The sequence below is a fragment of the Nocardia suismassiliense genome (genome assembly GCF_900269665.1).
In the GTDB taxonomy this organism is placed as follows: domain Bacteria; phylum Actinomycetota; class Actinomycetes; order Mycobacteriales; family Mycobacteriaceae; genus Nocardia; species Nocardia suismassiliense.
Genome location: NZ_LT985361.1, coordinates 7,653,716 through 7,669,879, shown reverse-complemented (window position 1 = coordinate 7,669,879; position 16,164 = coordinate 7,653,716). Strand labels below are relative to the sequence as shown.

Sequence of the window (16,164 nt, the reverse complement as noted above, 5' to 3'; positions counted from 1 at the left end):
CCGCCAGGTCAGCGGCCGCCCGCCGCGGTCACCACAGTGCCACCGACAGGCTGTTCGCTGCCGCGACCGGATCGGTTTTCACGTGCACGACGCCGCCGCGATCGTTCGGGTCGAACCACCAGCCGTTCGGCGCCCGATCCAGATCCGCACGGCTGCTCCGCTGCGGCAGCGCACCCGCCGAGGTGTGCGCGGCCTTCGGCGCGGACTTGGTGTGCACGGTGAGTTCGTAGCGACGGTCCGCCGGTTTGCCCGGATACGTTCCCGTGCTGGCGCCGATGGTCACCTCGACGGCGCCCGGTGCGAGCGAGCGCACCGCGAAGTTCTGCGACGCTTGTTCGCCGCGCTGATAACCCCGGGTCACCCCGTCGTCCTCGACCAGCGTGAAGTTGCCCGCGGCCTGCGGGTAGACGTCCAGATTCAGCACGCTGCGGTCGCGCGTTTTCCACGACTGAGTGCCCTCCGGCCACATCGGCACCACCGCGCCGGCCCGCACGAACAGCGGAAGAGTGTCCAGCGGCGCGTGATAGCCGTTCACCGTGGTCGGCCCGGTCCAGGAGCGGCCGGTCCAGTAGTCGATCCAGGTGCCCTCCGGCAGGTAGATCCCGTCTCGTTTTTCGGCGTCGTTGTACACCGGCGCGACGAGAAAGTCCTTCCCGGAGAGGAATTCGTACCGGGCCTTGTCGCCCCAGGTCTGGGGGTCGTTCGGATACTCCAGTGCGAGCGGCCGGACTTGACCGACGCCCGTGCGATTCGCCTCTACCGCATAGGAATACGTATAGGGCAGCAGTCTTTCCTTGAGCTCCAGGTACTTTCGATTGATCGAGGTGTAGGGCTCGCCGTAGCGCCACGGCTGCTTGTCGTTGGGCGCCCAGCCGTCCATCGACATGATGGTGGGCAGGAACGCTTTCCATTGCAGGTCGCGGGTGTAGGTCTTCGGGCTGCCGCCGAAGATTCCGTCGACGTCACCGGTGTTGTAGGCGATGCCGGACATCGTCGAACCCGCGTAGGTGGGGATCTGCCAGCGGATGTAGTCGTAGGAACCGGCTTGGTCGCCGCTCCAGAGCACCGCACATCGTTGCGCGCCGGCCCAGCTCACCGGGGTCCAGACGAAACCACGGGCGTCGCTGTTCTCCTCGATGCCGCGGTGTGCGGTGTCGCAGCCGTCCAGCGCGAACTGGTAGCCGGGGCCGACCCAGGCCACGTCCAGCTTGCGCACCCGCACACCGGCTTTGACCTCCTCGGCCTGATGCGGCAGTCCGTCCTCGGTCCACAGGCCGAGCTGCATGTTGTTCTTGCGCAACCCCTCGCCGACCTGTTGCAGATTCTCGTAGCCGCAGCCGTAGCCGTCGTTGACCAGCATCCAGCCGTTCGGCATCTTGTTGCGCACATACCCCTCGGCAATGGCGACCGCGTCGAGGGTGTGCCGCTCACCGCGGTTGGCATTGTGCAGGTAGCAATCGGAGTCACCCATCTCCAGGCCGTAGATCGGCGGCAGGAACGGCCGCCCGACCAGCCCGGTGTAGGCGGAGATCACGCCCTTGGGGCCGTCGCCGACGACGTAGATCGCGTCGAAGCGGCGTTCCTGATGGGTGGTGCGGGCCGGGTCGGTGAAGCTGTAGCTGCCCGGTGCGAAGGTGTTGCGCAGCACGCCGTATCCGTTGCTGGACAGGTAGAACGGTTGCGAGTTGGGCGCGCCGCCGTCGTTCCAGTTGTAGTCGGCGAAGATCTTGATGGTTTGGTCGCGATGGCTGAACCGCCCGTTCTGCTCACCGCCACCGAAGAACTGTTCGTGCTGACCACGGCCGAGGCTTTGCGTTGTCGCGTCCTTGGTCCAGGACAGCGGTGCGGTCTCGGCCCAGATCTGTTTCGTGTCGGCGCGGTCGTAGAGGGCGAAGCGCAGCGGAGATTTGTAGGCGCGCAGGGTGAGATCGGTGGTGGCGATGGCCCAGTAGTCGCCCTTGTCGGTCCGTTTCGCGGCGGCGGGCGGGACCTTGGTCGGCAGGACGATCTTGTCCTTGGCCGGGTCGGTGAACTGTCCGTCGGGCGCCAGTTGTACGCGCACCGCGCCGGGGTTGGGGAAGCTGACCCGGACCGCGGCCGAGCCGGAGCGCAAGGTGGTTGTTGCACCGTCGTCAGCGATGCCGCTGAGATCGGTGAGCCGACCGGACTCCGGCTCGGCCCAGGAGTTGGGGGTAGCGACGAGACTGCCGGCTACGACCAGCAGGCCCAGGGTGATATGCGTGATTCTGCGCATTTCGGGAACCTTTCACGCGCGAACGAGCATGAGATGCCTTTCATGTATAGCTTGGCGTTCGCTGCTTCGGAGCGAAACGCGTTGAGCACCAAGCAGATTCATCGACAGTTCACTTGAATGCGCAACTACATGTGCGGAAAACTGTTGGGGCGCAACGAAATAGCCTTCTGCAGGCGCGCATCGGCCCCGGTGCGGCAGCTGGCACCGGGGCCGGATATCGGTTACTACGCCGACACGGCTGCGGCCGATCCTGTCGCACGCCGAGGTGTGCGTTGCATGATCAAGTAAAACCACACTCGCGCGGTCATTTCGACTGGCGCACAACTGGGGACGGATGTGCCGCCGAGTCGTAGTGCGTTACTCCGCGTAGAGCTGATCCTTTCCTTGGGCGCTGTAGCCGAGACTCCAGATATAGCCGTCCGGGTCCGCGAACGTGGCGCCGTATCCGCCCCACGGCAGCGCGCCGGCGGGCTTGAGGATGGTGGCGCCTGCCTTCTCGGCTTCCGCGGTGAGCTCGTCCACCCGGGCCTCGCTGCGCACGACATAGGTCAGGACCAGCCCGCTGAAGCCCTCGCCTTCCGGGCTGGTGCCCACCTGCTGGGCCAAGCCGTCACGGCCGTAGAAGCCGACGGGAGTGGCGCCCTCGGAGTCGAAGAACACCGAGACGCCGTAGTCGTTCTCGATCTTCCAACCCAGGCCGTCGGTGTAGAACCGCTTGGCCCGCTCCATATCCCGGACGCTCAGCAGGATCGAGCTCGCGCGCGCTTTCATGGTGCATCTCCATCTTTTCGAGGTGTGTGTTGCCGGAACCGGCTTGCCGAAATGCGTGGGCTGCGCCCGGATGTCACATCGGCGGCCCTTCGCCGGTCAATGGGTATGACAGGCCGAGACGAAGGAATGTGACAGATGGACGAGCAGGACTGGCTGAGCGAGCGGTTCGCCGAGCAGCGAAGCCACTTGCATGCGGCGGCTTATCGCATGCTCGGGTCGCCCGGTGCGGCCGAGGACGCGGTGCAGGAAGCGTGGCTGCGGGTCAGTCGCGCCGACACCGGGCAGGTGGAAAACCTGGCCGGTTGGCTGACCACGATCGTGGCCCGGATCTGCCTGAACATGCTCGAGGCCCGCCGCGCCCGGCGGGAGGACTCGGCCGGAGCGCTGCCTCCGGAACCGGACGGGCTGCACACCGCCTCCCCGGAAGACGAAGCACTGCTGGCCGATTCGGTGGGTGTCGCGTTGCTGGTGGTGCTGGACACGCTGACGCCCGCCGAACGACTCGCCTTCGTCCTGCACGACGTATTCGGCGTCTCCTTCGCTGAGATCGGCACCATCCTCGGCCGCTCGTCGGCGGCGACCCGGCAACTTGCCAGCCGGGCTCGACGCCGGGTCCAGGGCGCGGCCGGCGCGACCGACGCTGCCCGATCGGCGAAGCGGGACCTCGTCGAAGCGTTCCTGGCCGCCTCCCGCGGCGGCGACTTCGAAACGCTGCTGGAGCTGCTCGATCCGAATGCGGTAGCGCTCGAGATCCACGGCGCGCATGCGGTGGCGGCGTTCTTCGCCGGGCGCGCCCAAGCTGCCCGGCTCGCGTTGGTCGACGGTGTGCCCGCGGCCGTCTGGTGGCATCGCGGGCGGGCGAAGGCCGTCATCATGTTCACCGTCAGCGCCGGGAAGATCACCACCATCACCGTCGACACCGAGCCGCACCGGCTGCACGACCTCGACATCGTCCTGCTGCCCGCCGAGAACCAGGAACGGCGATGAGTGACTCTGCTCAGAATGCTTGGGGCGTAACCGGCTTCGAGGCCTGCACGCTCGCCGTCCACGACCTGGACGAAGCGCTCGACTTCTATTGCACGCTGCTCGGCTTCGTACGACGCGACGACATCGAAGCTCGGCACGCACAGTCCGCAAGCGTAAGCCCGCCGTCACAGCCGACCATGCGGATCATCCTGCAGGCACCCGGCGCAGACCCGCATATCGCACCAGCCGACCGCCAGGCGACCGCGGACCTGATGACCAAAGGCGTACTCGGCCAGCGCCTCGTCTTCGCAACCGACAGCTGTGCCGCCACCTTCGAGTACCTGGAAGCCGCAGGTGCCGAAGTGGTGCAAGAGCCGATGAACAAACCCGACGGCACCCGCGACTGCGCCTTCTTCGACCCCTCAGGAAACCTCCTGCGATTCACCCAGCCGCGCTGGTAGTCGGTGTCGCCACGGTGGTCTAGCGCGAAACGCGTGGCTGCGGTTCAGTTCCCGCGTGTGGCGGAAGTATTCTCGGGTCTTGCCAGCGAGTTGGCCGAATTGCTGGGGCTCGAGGATGAAGGCAGATTGACGACACCGGAACGGATTTTGGGGGCAGCGCGGGGGCTGTTCGCGGCTCGTGGCTACCGGGCCACGCCTATGCAGGCGATCGCTGATGAGGTGGGCATCACCAAGGCTGCGCTCTACTACCACTTCGATGCCAAGGACGCGATTCTGCATCAGCTCACGGTGCCGTTGCTCGACGAGTTGGATGCGGTGCTGGCCGCTGCTGAGTCGGCGGCGAGTGTCGAGGACGTGCGCTGGCGGGCGATCGAAGGTTATGTCGATGTGCATCTGCGCCATCGGCACACCCTCACCATGCTGGTCCGGGACATGACCCTGCTGGTCCAGGCGCCTATCGCCGATCGTTTCCGGGCGGCTATCGCCCTCGCCAACGAACTGGTGGCCGGCCCGGGCAGCGGGCTCGAGGAGCGGGTGCGCGCTGCCCAGGTGGTCGCCGGTCTGGCTGATCCGGTGGTGCTGTTCCGCGACGAACCAGCCGAGGTACTGCGGCGACTGATCCTCGACGGGGCGCGAGCGCTGCTGGGCGAGCCGGTCGAGCCGCGGCCGCGGGGACGAGCCAGAGGACGCAACGGCGGGCGGCGCGCGAAGCTGTCCGCCGAGGAGGTCGGCCAGGCGCGCGCCCTGGGCGCCGACGGCATCGGCGTCGAAGAGATCGCCGCCCGGTTCAAGGTGTCGAGGGCAACCATGTACCGGATTCTCAAAAACGACCGCTCCGGAGACTCAGCGTAGGAATGAGTTCAGCAGCGGGATCGTTTGTGCCGGGCAGTCCTCGTGGACGGTGTGCCCGCAGCCTGGCAGGGTTGTTGCCGTGGCGTTCGGGATCCGGGCGGCCAGCGCGTCGGCCTGCGAAGCGGGCAGCCAGCTGTCCTGTGCGCCCCAAACGATGAGCGTCGGTGCGGTGACATCGGCCAGGCCGGTGTCGGTGAGCCGGAAGTCCAGGTTGCGCCACAGCGACAGAAACCCGGTGCGGTTCGCGGGGCGGGAGAACGGCGCGTAGAGCTCGTCGATCACCTCGTCGGTGACGAGGTGCTGATTGTGGAAGGTGCCGCGGATGCTCTCGGCATAGAAGGAGCGGGTGGTGAGGTTGGTGGCCAGCTCCCCGAGCAGCGGTGTGGTGAACAGCGGTGTGACAGGGGCTTTTTCGGCGTCGAGACCGGGTGCATCGAGCAGTGCCAGTCGCTCCACCCGGCCGGGGTGCTGCTGAGCGAAGTACAGACTCCACGCGCCACCCCAGGAGTGGCCGACCAGCGCCACCCGGTCCAGGCCCAGGGCGTCGAGCACGGTTTCGATGGCCTGCGACATCGCGGGCAGGGTGTAGGCGAAATCGTCGCGATGAAGTTCGGTGAAACCCTGGCTGGGCAGATCGATGGCGTAGACAGTGTGTTCGGCAGCGAGCGCCGGGATCACGTCACGCCAGGAGTAACCCCATAGCCCGCCGCCGGCGACCAGCACCACGGGAGAGCCGGTGCCGGTGCGGGTGTAGTGGAATCGGGCCAGATCGGTATCGACATACCGCGACTCCACGCGGGTCAGATACTGCGATCGGTAGTCCGAGGTCGGCGGCTCCCAGGCATAAGCCACGGGAACAGCGATGCTCGCGAGTATGCCCAGCAGTGCGACCATCGACAGGACGAGGCGCCGGAACACCATTCGAGATTTCATGAAGGACCCTTTCGACTAGCAGCTACGAACAAGACGAGCGAGCAGTCGAGGTTGTGACGGGGTGTGGGTCAGCTCACCGCGCCGGTGTCTCCGGCCGCCGCCGTGCTCCGGCGATAGAAGTCGATCTGGTCGGCGACCACCCGGTCGCGGAACCCCGGGTCGGTGTAGAAGGTGAAGTGGGTGCCCGGGTAGACCGACAGCTCACCGCGTGGTGCGCGCTCGGCCAGCTCCCGGCTGGTCTCCGGCGGTGTCTCTCGATCGTGTTCGGCGACGCACACGAGCAGCGGACACGTCAGCCGCGCCGCAGCTTCAGCGGGGCGATAACGCATCATCCGCAGCAGTCCTCGTGGGGCTACGGTGTTGCGCCACAGCGTGTTCCGGTCACCGGCCAAAGCCTGGATATGCTGATCGGCTTCCGCGCTCGCGGTGACGGCCAGTTCGCCGGGGTGGCCCACCATGGGGATGTAGTAGGGGGTCAACCCCACGGCCCCCCGCAGCGCATCCCAGAGGATAGCGGCCAGCAGTTTCACCGTGGCGCCCGTCGATCGGCCCTCGACCTTCTTCGGGAATCCGTTGAACGGGATCTGCGCCACCACCGCCGCGATACCGGAATCGGCTGCGGCCACGGTGATTACGTGCGCACCGCCGAGCGAGTTGCCCCACAGCAGCACGCCGGCCGGGTCGACACCGGCGTGTCCGCGCGCGAAGTCGACGGCGGCGGCGATGTCGAGGAGTTGGCCGTTGATCTCGGGCAGTTGGCGCGGCTCGCCGTCGCTTTCGCCGAAACCTCGGTAGTCGAACACCAGCGCCGCGAAACCTGCGGCGACGAAACGCTCGGCATAGTCGAAGAGGCGGTCCATCGTTCCGCTGTATCCGTGGCAGAGCACGACACACGGCACGGGGGCGGAAGCATCGGGCAGGTAGAGATAGCCCCTGCACCGCACTCCGGACGACATGAATGACACTTCGGTTCGCATGACACCAATCCCTGCGTATTCGACTGACTTTCAGTCGGCACTCTAGCGAAGAGACTTACCTTTGGTAAGTGGTTCCACGGCATGTGAGTGCAATAGAGCAGGGGTTAATGGCAATTGATGGCTGTCTCGAAAACTAATGACTATGAGATTTGTTTTTGATACAGAGACAGTGCACCGGGCGGAGTTCGGGTGTGGGCTACTCGAAAAGCACACAGGTGGCGGCGGGGGCCTCCAGCGAGGCCGAGGGTGCGGTGGGGAGGCCGGTGTTGCGGTGGAGGTTCAGCAAGGTCACCGAGTTCGACTTCTGGTTGGACGCGTAGAGCCGCCGGCCGTCGGGGCTGAGGGTGAGATCGCGGGGGAACTTTCCGCCGCAAGGGGTGGTGCCCATCGGGACGAGCAATCCGCCGAGGATGGCGAAGGTCGCGACGTTGTCGTGGCCGCGGTTGGCGAGATAGAGGAAGCGGCCGTCCTTCGCGACCACGGGTGCGGACGGATAGTTTCGGTCGCCGCCACGATCGAGATCGGCGGGCACCGAGAGCCCGGCCCGCAATTCACCGCGCTCGGACTGCCAATCCAGCACGCTGACAGTGGAATTCAGTTCGTTGGCGAGAAAGGCGGTGCGGCCGTTGGGGTGGAAGCAGAGGTGGCGTGGTCCGCTGCCCGGCGCCATGGTGACCTGCGCGTGCCGATGCAGTTTGCCTGCGGCGAGACGGTAGACGTAGACCGAGTCGACGCCCAGGTCCACCGCGAGTACCCAGCGGCCGGAGGGGTCGATCGACACCTGGTGGGCGTGCGGTGCGGACTGCCGGTCCGGATCCGGTCCGCTGCCGGTGTGCTTCACGACGTCGGTCACCGTGCCGAGCCGGCCGTCCGCGGCGATGGCGAGCACGCTGATGCTGCCCGATCCGTAGTTCGCGGTCAGTACGTGCCGTCCGTCCGGGGTGACGCACAGGTGGGTCGGCCCCTCGCCTTGCACCGCAACGGTATTCAACACCGTCGGCCGCGGCGAGCGCAGGTCGATCGCGGTGGCCGTACCGGCACCCGAGCCTTCGTTCACCGCGTACAGGTAACGCCGGTCGGACGACAGTGCCAGGAAAGACGGATCTGCTACCGGGACAACGCTTTCCACGGTCAGCCGACCGGTACCGGGATCCGCCGTGGCGACGCCGACGCCGGAACCGCCTGCGCCACTGGAGGTATAGCAGCCCACGAACGCGCGCGTCCCGCTCGCCGCACCCGCCATCGCGGGCTGGATCGCCCCGGTCGTCACCGCGACGCCGACGCCCACCGCGCCACCGAGCAGGCCGAGCAAACGCCGCCGTTCGAACTCACCATTGCGCACCGTTTTCTCCTTCCGTGCCGCGGGAGATCCCGCGTCGGGCCAGAATGTCCCACGTCACTTCAGTCCGCAAGTGGCGCAACTGATATTGCGCTGTTCGCAACCCGACCTCCGGTGCGTTGCAACCTGTGCGCGCCGATCACGTAAAGACCTGCCCCCAGCTCCCCAGTCACAGTGGGGAGACCGGAAAACCTGCCGGTCGGCCAACGACATTCGCTGGAATAGTCCACTTCGGCACAACTTCCCCAGTTGAGCAGCTGGACGCGGCGGCGATCCCAGTGGAATCTGGTTGCTGCCAACATCAATAATCACGGGACCTGAGCTCAGGTGCTGTTCGGTGCAATACCGTTACAAGACAGGCGGTTTGAGACATGTCGACTCTCGTCAGCGTTATGGATACCGTTAACTTCATTGCCGCTGGTTCCGGGTCAAGTGAGGGCTCGGAATCGCTCAGCGGCGGCGGATCCTCGACCGGGTCACTCGGCACCGGACTGGATTTGCTCAAAGTGAGCCTCAAACTGCTCAGCTTGCTTGTCGGTAATTTGTCCTGACACGGATTTGCGTATTCAGCGCGGCGCCACGGGTCGCCGCGCTGAATACGCGTAAACCGTTCCCTCGATAAATTTCGCGATACCTCCTCGCCTGATTCCCCCGTTGTTCTCAGGTCGAGTCGGCCGACTCTGACGTTCGGCGATGAGCGACCCACCGAGCTCGGTAGTGAGGTTCACATGTCTGTCCTGCCTTTGTCCCATCGTTCTGTGGTGGCAGTGCTGGTGGCCATGGGAGTGGCCGTCGCGCCCGTTACCGTCGCCGCCCCGGCCCTCGCGCGGTCCGCGCAGGCCGACTGCGCGCAGACCTTCAATCTGTTCATCCCCGGCACCTGGGAGACCAACGAAAAGGCGGACCCCGCAAAGCCGATCGGCATGCTCCGCCCGATCGCCGAGGCGATCCAACACCGGCAGGGCCCCAGCTCTGACATCTACTTCACGCCCTACATGGCGCGCGCCTTCGACAACGGCTACACCTATGCGGACAGCAAGAACACCGCGCTGGTCAACGCCCGCAAGGCGCTGCGTGACTACGGAAACCGTTGCCCAGAAGCGAAATTCACGATCACCGGCTATAGCCAGGGCGCGGACGCCGCGGGTGATGTCGCCTCCGAGATCGGCAACGATCGCGGCCCCGTGCCACCCGAGCGGGTGCTGGCCGTCGGGCTCATCGCCGATCCGGCGTCGGGTACCAAGGGCGAAACCGTCATCGGCCCGCACACCGCGGGCTCGGGGATCGCCGATCCGCGCCCGCAGGGCATGGGCAAGCTCACCGGGCGGGTCAGCTCGATCTGCGACCCCGGCGACCTGTACTGCTCGATCAAGAAGAGCGACAACCCGCTGCTCGCGCGGCTCGGCTCGCTGCTGAGCAAGGCGGCCAGCAACTCCGGCTTCGCGAAAACTCTGGCAGTCAAGGACACCAAGATCGACCTGTCCGGTCTGGCCGGCGCCGTCGACGAGCTGACCACCAGCCGGCACGCGCCCGGCGGCCTCGACCTGACGCACGTCCGCGACAGCGCCGCCAAGTTGATCGGCACCATCGAAACCCTCGCCGGCCTGCAAGATTCCGGGACCGCCGAGCGATTGGCCGCCGCCCCCGCCGGTACAGCCGAGCACAACGCGAGCCGGGTACTGAGCAAGGCTGGGGAAGCCGATCTGGCCGGTGCCGCGTCGGCGGTGAACACGATCACCGACAGCGCGACTTCCTTGTTGAACAGGGGTATTCGCACAGTCCCTGCGGACTCACCCGATGCCACCGCGCTGACAATCAAGGTCGACGCACTCATCGACCTGGTGGGACCGCTGGCCGAGATACCGGCGGCCATCCTCGGATCGGCCACGAAAATCCTGGCGATGCTGAAACCCACCGTGCTGGTCGACCAGACCCTCGATGTCGTCGCCAACGTCACGGCCCTCGACTTCGGCGCGATCCTCGACAATTTCGCATTGCTGTCGCAGAAGGTGGCGGCGATGGACGCCAAGGGCGCCCACCAGGTCGCCGGTGCGCTGAACAACCAGTTCCGGCCGCTGGTCGAACTCGTCGCGAGCGCCGACCTGAAAGCCGTCGCACAGGTGCTCTCCACGATCCCGAACTCGCAGGGCTACACCCAGATCGCGACGTCGATGACGGCGATCCTGTCCAAGGCCGACGTGCTGCGGCTGGCCACCCTGGTCGGCCAGATCCAGGAGATCGCGTGGTCGGTGCTGGAGAAACTGGTCCCGCCGCCCGGGCAGGCGCCCGACCCGGCGGGTGCGGCGGCCGCGCTGTCCGGCCTGCTGCCGGTGGGTCTCGAGCTGGCCTCGGTCGCCACCGGACTGCTTGCCGAAACCAATACCGGCGACAACACTCAACGCCTCGACCTCGAGGAGCTGACCGGGGCCCTCGCCAAGACCGCGCCGGCCAAGGGCGGCATCAGCCTGCTCGCGATGCTGCGCGACGGCCTCAGTGCCGCAAGCTTTTTCGCCTCGAGCGCGCACATCAACTACGGCGCCCTCATCGTCGACGACACGGGTCGCAACGCCATCCAGTGGCTCGGTGACTGGATGAACACCCAGATCGGACACGCCAACTGAACGGTGCGGCGGCAAAGCCCTTGCGTATCGGGCGGTTTCGCTAGCATCGTGCCATGCGGATCGCTGCGGCCCAGGCCCGGCCTGCCTGGCTCGACCCCACGGCAGGCACGAAGATCGTCGTCGACTATCTGACCAAGGCCGCGGCGGCCGGGGTGCAGCTCGTCGCCTTCCCGGAGACCTTCCTGTCCGGCTACCCGATCTGGCTGGCGCGCACCGGCGGGGCCCGGTTCGACAACCCGGCCCAAAAGGCTGCTTACGCCTACTATTTGGACGCGGCTGTCACCCTGGACGGCACACACCTCGCCACGGTGCGCGAGGCGGTCGCCGACCTCGGCGTGTTCTGCTACCTCGGCATCACCGAGCGCGTCCGCGGCACGGTGTACTGCACGCTGGTCGCCATCGACCCGGCCCGCGGCGTGGTCGGCGCGCATCGCAAGCTGATGCCGACCCACGAGGAGCGCATGGTCTGGGGGATCGGCGACGGGCACGGGTTGCGCGCGCACGACGTCGGCGAGTTCCGGGTCAGCGGCCTGTCCTGCTGGGAAAACTGGATGCCGCAGGCCAGGCACGCGCTGTATGCCGACGGCACGACCCTGCACATCTCCACCTGGCCGGGGGCGGTCCGCAACACCGAGGACATCACCCGGTTCATCGCCAAGGAGGGCCGGGTGTACTCCCTGGCCGTCGGCGCCGTCCTCGACTACACCGATGTGCCATCCGACTTCCCGCTGCGCGACGAGCTGCTCGCCCTGGACACGCCCGCTGGGTACGACGGCGGCTCCGCCCTGGCCGGCCCGGACGGCCGCTGGCTGATCGAGCCGATAGCCGGCGACGAACGTCTCGTCATCGCCGACATCGATCCGGCCGCGGTCGCGCGGGAACGCCAGAACTTCGACCCCACCGGTCATTACGCCCGGCCCGACGTGTTCACAGTGAGCGTGGACCGTCGGCGCCGGAACGCCGCAACCTTTCTGGACGACTAGGCCCGGTGTCGAAGTCCCCACTTCGACACCGGCGACGCGGCGCGGGTCAGACGCTGGGCGTCAGGGACGGCGTCGCTTCCTGGCGGTCGTCCGGATCCGGCCCGGTTGATTCTTCCGTCGGCTGCTCGTCTTCGGCGGGGATTTGCGAGCCCTGCCTGCGCTGCCGCAGAAATGCCCACTGCAACACGGCGATTCCGGCGAGGCCGGCTACAGCGGTGCCGATGCCGACCTGCCAGCCCGGCGGACGCCAGGTAGCCCGCAGGTCGGCGCGGTCGGTGCCTGCTGGGATGTCGACGGCGAGGAAGGTGTTCGCCACCGTTGTCGACGGTATTTCGTTGCCGTTCAGGGTGATTCGGTAACCGGGCCAGGCGAGCCGGGAGAATACGATGCGTCCGCCGTTCGGTGCGGTGACCTTTGCGTCGATCGTGACCGCGGCACCCGAGGTGGACGTGGCGCTGACATTCGCGGTATCGGCGATCGCCCCGTTGACAGTGGAGATGAGCCCGTTCTCCCGTTCCAGCACCCAGATGTAGCGCTCGTGGCCGGGGTAGGTCACCCACTTCCAGCCGGGCGGCGCCGGGTGGTTGCCCGCGTCGGGGTACTGCGCCGTGTGCAGCACGACCCGGTCGACCTTCATCAGGTCGACAATCGTGCGCCCCGTGGACGGTTCGGCGGCGAAGGCGCGGCGGAACGCGTCGGTGCAGGTGCTGCCGTCCCAGGCCATGCACAGCATGCCCGCGAACGGGTAGTGGCCGATGGGGGTGTAGCCGTTGACGTACTGCAACCCCAGATTCTTGGCGTAGTTGCCGATGGCGAGTGAACCGTAGGCGCCTTCGAGGGTCTTGTCCTGCGGCGCCAGGATCGCCCGGTCCGCGAGTTGCAGGGTGACACCGGTGAAATCGGGGAAGACCGCGGTCATCTCCGACCGCTGTTCCGGGAAGTCGTAGGACATCGGCGTCGGCGGTGCGGCGTGCACCTGGGCGAAGGCGATCGGGAACATGGTGACGATGATCAGCGCGCACGCCGCCGCTATGCCCTTGCTCCGGGCCAGCCACACCACCACGGCACCGATCGCGGCGACCACCGCCACCGCGACGAGGTGGCGCACCACGATCTCCGGGGCCGCGGAGAACGACCGCAGGAACAGCACGCCGATCAGCACGCCCGCGGCGATGGCCCGCCTGCGCAGCGAGGTGAACGTGCCGTAGCGGCTGAGCAATACGCACACCAGGACGAGCAGCGCCATCGCAAGGATCGGCAGCACGCGCGCCGGCCAGCGCAGCGGGCCGATCGCACCCGGCCCCGCGGTCCACATCAGCACGGCCGCGGCGAACAGCGCGATACTGCTGAACTCCCGGACCGACTTGCGGGCCGCCTGCCAGCCGACGAACGCCAGCGCCGGAATCAGGAACCAGGCGATGTAGACCATCGGCAACGGCTGGACATGCCCCCACCACGCGGTGAACGCGGGTGTCGTGCTCGGCAGGCTCGCATTGAGCGACTCCGACCAGGGCACCGTCAGGAACGGATCGTTGTGGATCTTCGCGTTGCCCCGCCAGGTGACCTGAGAGGAGAGGATGCCGGGCAGGTTGGCGACCATGGCCGCGAGTGCGGCGCAGCCCGCCGCCGTCAGTAGCCGCGCCGAGGGTTGCCAGCGCCGCTGATAGATGAACTCACCGAGGGCGACGCAGACCACCATCAACGCGGATTCGACCGCGGGGAAGGCGTATTGGACCGTGAGTGCCAGATACAGGAAGACGAACACCGAGATCGGGCTGCCGCGCCCGCGGGTGTAGCGCACCGAGGACGCCCAGGCGTGCACCAGCCACGCCGTGGCGGTGTGCGAGGTCCACCAGCTGGCCTCGTCGAAGAACAGGAACCATCCGCTCAATGGGAAGGCGATGCCCGCGACCGCCGCCCACGGTGCACGCGCGCCGTAGGCCAGGCAGACCCGGTAGACGCCGAGCGCGGCGATGATCGAGCAGACCAGCTTCACCACCGTGGCGTACACGGCGAGGTTGTCCATCGACGGCGCGAGCAGATGGACCAGCAGCTGGGGCGGGTTGTAGAGCCCGGCCTCTTCGAGCGCGTAGTTGCCCGCCATCCACTCGTAGGGCACCAGGGCGGAGAATTGACCGTCGCGCAGCCGGTTGCCGAGCATCACCCACATCGGGGCGTACTGGGCTTCGGTGTCGTCGGTGTAATAGTGCCGGGCGTCCGCAAGCAGGACCGCCACATATCCGGCGATCACCCCCGCCGCGGTAATCAACCCCCACTTGGGTACATCTGTTCGCGATGCGATTACCGCACTAGGCCTCACGAGCGCGGGACCATATGCCACTGGCGTGAACAGAGCAAGTCGGCTGGTCGCGGTGTGCTCATTGCTGGGTCCAGTCCGGTTGGGTGAAGTGCGCGACCCGGGCGCCCGCGTGGTCGCGGCCGAGCAGCACGACCTCGCGGAACTGCCACAGCATCGCGCCCGTCGGGGCGTGGATGGTCATGCCGTCGCCGAGCCGCATCTGTAGCAGGCCAACGTCTTCGGGGACGGGCGGCGCGGTCCGGCCGCGGAGTTCGGGCTGCGGCACCGCCTCGTGCGGGGCGACCCAGTGCGGTACATCGTCGGCGGCCAGCCGCGCGAGCGGAACCAGGTGCGCGGAGTGCACTTCGTCGGGGCTCGGCTTCAGCTCGGCGGCCCCGGGTAGCGCCGCGACGAACGGGGTGATCACGAAACCCGAGGCCGCGGGAAAGTCGTCGAGTCGGCCGACCAGATCGGCCGGGGCGGCGGTCAAGCCGAGTTCCTCGTGTAGCTCACGCAATACAGCTTGCTCGGCGGTCTCGCCCGCGTCCAGCCGACCCCCGGGTAAGCCCCATTGCCCGGCATTGCGGCCACGGTAGGCGCGGCGGATGACGACCACCGCCGGTGTGCCGTCGTCCTGCGCGACGACGCACAGCAGCACCGCGGCCCGGCGGATACCTGGCGTGTCGGGAACTTCGGTGTGCGGAAATTCGCGCAGTCTGCTGTGCGCGAGATCGCGGAAGTCGGCCACGGTCTCGGGAACCGGCGGTCCGGTGGTGGGGCCCATGGCCTCGATCTTGCCCCACCACCCGAGCGCTACATCTTGGCGTAGCGGGCCATCACGAAGCTGTAGAGGCCGTAGGTGATGATGCCGAGGCCGGCCACGATCAGCAGGATCACGCCATAGGGTTGTGCGCCAAGGGTTTTCAGCGCACCGTCGAGTCCGGCGGCCTTGTCCGGTTCGGACCGGGTCGCGGCGAGGATCACCAGCACCCCGATGGCGCCGACCGCGAGACCCTTCGCGAGGTAGCCGGCCATGCCGAGCCTGCGCACCAGATCGCTGGTGTTGCCCTTCAGGTCTTTCAGGAACTTCTGGCTGATCCCCTTGTAGAGGTGGTATCCGCCGACGCCGATGATGATCAGCCCGGCGACGACCAGCGCGACCGTGCCCGCGGTGTTCTGCATCAATCGCGCGGTGATCCCGGCGCTTTCCTGGCCGCTCGACTTGCCTGCGCCACGGGCGAATCCGAAGGCCGAGAACGCGAACGACGCATAGATCACTGCCAGGGAAAAGGCTTTGACCCGGCGGAATGCTTCGGACTTCTTGCTGTCCTTATCGGGTTTCGATGCGCTACCGAAGATCGTCTCGGCCAGTCGCCACAAGGCCATCAGCACGAACGCGACAACCGCCACCCACATGACGAAAACGCCACCCGGCTTACTGACCAATTCGGCCATGGCGCCGGAGTGATCGGCACTGCCGCCCCGCCCGCCCAGCGCGATGCGGATAGCGATATAGCCGATGATCAGGTGCACGAGGCCCGTCATCACGAAACCCGCGCGAGCAAACCGTTCGAACGTCGGGTGCTGTGCGATCCGGCCGGCGTTCGCGGACGAGGTTCCCGACCATGCCCCTCGACCACGGGCATTGTCCGTACCAGCTGACAACCCACTCATCAGATTCCCTCATCTCCGTCGAACCGAACGTCGG

At 67.0% G+C, this 16,164-nt stretch carries 13 protein-coding genes; 5 read left to right on the top strand and 8 right to left on the bottom strand.

Annotated features, from left to right (window positions below; all coding sequences use genetic code 11):
* Positions 1 to 28 precede the first annotated feature (28 nt).
* Together DBO33_RS34215 and DBO33_RS34210 are read right to left on the bottom strand one after the other, a co-directional pair.
* Positions 29 to 2,254, bottom strand: coding sequence for a glycoside hydrolase family 31 protein (locus tag DBO33_RS34215; protein ID WP_107658730.1), 2,226 nt, complete (start codon positions 2,252 to 2,254; stop codon positions 29 to 31).
* A 357-nt stretch (positions 2,255 to 2,611) separates the two neighbouring features.
* A complete protein-coding gene (locus DBO33_RS34210) occupies positions 2,612 to 3,025 on the bottom strand; it encodes a VOC family protein (protein WP_107658729.1) in 414 nt (137 codons plus the stop codon).
* Positions 3,026 to 3,160: 135 nt separating this feature from the next.
* Here DBO33_RS34210 and DBO33_RS34205 point away from each other — a divergent pair, with 135 nt between their 5' ends.
* The 3 genes from DBO33_RS34205 to DBO33_RS34195 are packed head-to-tail and all read left to right on the top strand — an operon-like array spanning position 3,161 to position 5,304.
* Positions 3,161 to 4,012, top strand: a complete 852-nt coding sequence (locus DBO33_RS34205) for a sigma-70 family RNA polymerase sigma factor (protein WP_107658728.1) — start codon at positions 3,161 to 3,163, stop codon at positions 4,010 to 4,012.
* On the top strand, positions 4,009 to 4,452 hold the full coding sequence (locus DBO33_RS34200; RefSeq protein WP_107658727.1) for a VOC family protein: 444 nt from the start codon (positions 4,009 to 4,011) through the stop codon (positions 4,450 to 4,452). The genes DBO33_RS34205 and DBO33_RS34200 overlap by 4 nt, the downstream gene beginning before the upstream one ends.
* 57 nt (positions 4,453 to 4,509) lie before the next feature.
* The gene (locus tag DBO33_RS34195) at positions 4,510 to 5,304 is read left to right on the top strand and encodes a TetR family transcriptional regulator (protein WP_159080664.1); all 795 of its coding nucleotides are present in this window, start codon (positions 4,510 to 4,512) and stop codon (positions 5,302 to 5,304) included.
* Here the strand turns inward: DBO33_RS34195 and DBO33_RS34190 are convergent.
* The 3 genes from DBO33_RS34190 to DBO33_RS34180 form a co-directional block, all read right to left on the bottom strand.
* The gene (locus DBO33_RS34190; RefSeq protein WP_107658725.1) at positions 5,296 to 6,237 is read right to left on the bottom strand and encodes an alpha/beta fold hydrolase; all 942 of its coding nucleotides are present in this window, start codon (positions 6,235 to 6,237) and stop codon (positions 5,296 to 5,298) included. The genes DBO33_RS34195 and DBO33_RS34190 overlap by 9 nt on opposite strands.
* Before the next feature lie 68 nt (positions 6,238 to 6,305).
* Positions 6,306 to 7,193, bottom strand: coding sequence for an alpha/beta hydrolase (locus DBO33_RS34185; protein WP_234391441.1), 888 nt, complete (start codon positions 7,191 to 7,193; stop codon positions 6,306 to 6,308).
* A gap of 217 nt (positions 7,194 to 7,410) precedes the next feature.
* A complete protein-coding gene (locus DBO33_RS34180; protein WP_199856837.1) occupies positions 7,411 to 8,556 on the bottom strand; it encodes a lactonase family protein in 1,146 nt (381 codons plus the stop codon).
* 758 nt (positions 8,557 to 9,314) lie between these two features.
* On the opposite strand from DBO33_RS34180, the gene DBO33_RS34175 reads away from it, so the two are divergent.
* Together DBO33_RS34175 and DBO33_RS34170 are read left to right on the top strand one after the other, a co-directional pair.
* Positions 9,315 to 11,174, top strand: a complete 1,860-nt coding sequence (locus DBO33_RS34175) for a cutinase family protein (protein ID WP_325050770.1) — start codon at positions 9,315 to 9,317, stop codon at positions 11,172 to 11,174.
* A 53-nt stretch (positions 11,175 to 11,227) separates the two neighbouring features.
* Positions 11,228 to 12,157, top strand: coding sequence for a carbon-nitrogen hydrolase family protein (locus DBO33_RS34170; RefSeq protein WP_107658722.1), 930 nt, complete (start codon positions 11,228 to 11,230; stop codon positions 12,155 to 12,157).
* Between the two features lie 46 nt (positions 12,158 to 12,203).
* Here DBO33_RS34170 and DBO33_RS34165 read toward each other — a convergent pair whose 3' ends face one another.
* The 3 genes from DBO33_RS34165 to DBO33_RS34155 all read right to left on the bottom strand — a co-directional run bounded on the left by DBO33_RS34165 (position 12,204) and on the right by DBO33_RS34155 (position 16,001).
* Positions 12,204 to 14,426 carry a hypothetical protein gene (locus DBO33_RS34165; RefSeq protein ID WP_234391200.1) on the bottom strand — a complete coding sequence of 741 codons (2,223 nt, stop codon included), beginning with the start codon at positions 14,424 to 14,426 and terminating at the stop codon, positions 12,204 to 12,206.
* Positions 14,427 to 14,535: 109 nt separating this feature from the next.
* Entirely contained in the window at positions 14,536 to 15,240 is a 705-nt protein-coding gene (locus DBO33_RS34160; protein WP_107658721.1) for an NUDIX hydrolase, read from the bottom strand.
* Between the two features lie 29 nt (positions 15,241 to 15,269).
* A complete protein-coding gene (locus DBO33_RS34155) occupies positions 15,270 to 16,001 on the bottom strand; it encodes a DUF1206 domain-containing protein (RefSeq protein WP_234391199.1) in 732 nt (243 codons plus the stop codon).
* Positions 16,002 to 16,164: the final 163 nt, after the last annotated feature.

Excerpts from the sequence above, each read along its gene's own strand:
- DBO33_RS34155 (WP_234391199.1), bottom strand. The coding sequence starts at position 16,001 with ATGACGGGCCTCGTGCACCTGATCATCGGCTATATCGCTATCCGCATC.
- DBO33_RS34170 (WP_107658722.1), top strand. The coding sequence starts at position 11,228 with ATGCGGATCGCTGCGGCCCAGGCCCGGCCTGCCTGGCTCGACCCCACG.
- DBO33_RS34215 (WP_107658730.1), bottom strand. The coding sequence starts at position 2,254 with ATGCGCAGAATCACGCATATCACCCTGGGCCTGCTGGTCGTAGCCGGC.
- DBO33_RS34200 (WP_107658727.1), top strand. The coding sequence starts at position 4,009 with ATGAGTGACTCTGCTCAGAATGCTTGGGGCGTAACCGGCTTCGAGGCC.
- DBO33_RS34210 (WP_107658729.1), bottom strand. The coding sequence starts at position 3,025 with ATGAAAGCGCGCGCGAGCTCGATCCTGCTGAGCGTCCGGGATATGGAG.
- DBO33_RS34160 (WP_107658721.1), bottom strand. The coding sequence starts at position 15,240 with ATGGGCCCCACCACCGGACCGCCGGTTCCCGAGACCGTGGCCGACTTC.
- DBO33_RS34185 (WP_234391441.1), bottom strand. The coding sequence starts at position 7,193 with ATGTCGTCCGGAGTGCGGTGCAGGGGCTATCTCTACCTGCCCGATGCT.
- DBO33_RS34190 (WP_107658725.1), bottom strand. The coding sequence starts at position 6,237 with ATGAAATCTCGAATGGTGTTCCGGCGCCTCGTCCTGTCGATGGTCGCA.
- DBO33_RS34205 (WP_107658728.1), top strand. The coding sequence starts at position 3,161 with ATGGACGAGCAGGACTGGCTGAGCGAGCGGTTCGCCGAGCAGCGAAGC.